Raw genomic sequence first — 909 nt, forward strand, 5'->3', positions numbered from 1 at the left:
GGGAGCGTCCATATATGTCATTGTTAATCTTGCCCTCCAGCAGCCAAATGTACGTATCCTTGTTTATTTACTTGTTAGCAATATTTTTTATATCAACTGTGAAGCAGCCTATAGAATCTTCCTCTACTTTAATTGAGTACGTTTCAGATCTTTCATTTAATTGAGCCATCTCGTCTGTATGATCTAGGTTCCAGTCTTTATATTTCTTAAGACAAAACATGAGTACCAAGATACTTATAGCGTATATACCTAAAACCCAACTGCCTCCAGAGTTTGTTGAAAGTGTATAAAACGCAGCGGAGGTAATACCTAGCATTAAAGGTTCAATTGCTTCATCCGGACCATTAGTAAATAGCATATGGCCAAGCTCTATACCTGCAGATATTGCTAAGGCATTTGCAATATAGCTAAATGTACCTATAGCAAGTACGTGTTTAACAATTGAGTTATCCTCAAAAGAACCCAAAAAACTTAGTGTTTGAAGAACTTCACATAGCCCTTTAAATGTAAGAATTGTAATTAGAATAAAGCCTATGAAGAACTGTAGATATACTTTTATTATCTTTACTATATCAGTAAACTTACTTGCATAAGGGTCGTTAAAATTGAAATATTTTTTCCCCATACCTAACTTTAAACTCCCAATTTAGAAAATACTGCTAACGAGACTGTAGAATAACTCCAACAGCCAAATTCAATTAAATAATGAGTTCCTGCAATTAACTCTACGTGTTTTTAAAGCATTAGGTAATGCATTTGGAACCCACAAAACAGGCTGTTTTTCTTAAAAATGAGTAATTCTACAGCCTCAACGCCTTGCTAAGCGGAAAATAATGGTTGGCTATAATCGCGAAGCGATGGCCAACCATTATTTTCCGCTTAAGCAACTTATAGTTACTCCGTTCCATT

At 35.0% G+C, this 909-nt stretch carries 1 protein-coding gene; it reads right to left on the bottom strand.

The features are described 5' to 3' along the window. Positions 1-67: 67 nt before the first annotated feature. Positions 68-625: a hypothetical protein gene (locus tag DC53_RS21460; protein ID WP_050484181.1), complete on the bottom strand. Its 558-nt coding sequence runs from the start codon at positions 623-625 to the stop codon at positions 68-70. Positions 626-909 lie beyond the last annotated feature (284 nt).

Origin of the sequence: Pseudoalteromonas fuliginea, from assembly GCF_000690055.1 — a bacterium.
Taxonomy (GTDB): Bacteria; Pseudomonadota; Gammaproteobacteria; order Enterobacterales; family Alteromonadaceae; genus Pseudoalteromonas; species Pseudoalteromonas fuliginea.

What these genes read in the sequence shown, in the direction of transcription:
- DC53_RS21460 (WP_050484181.1), bottom strand. Translation starts at nt 625, where the DNA reads ATGGGGAAAAAATATTTCAATTTTAACGACCCTTATGCAAGTAAGTTT.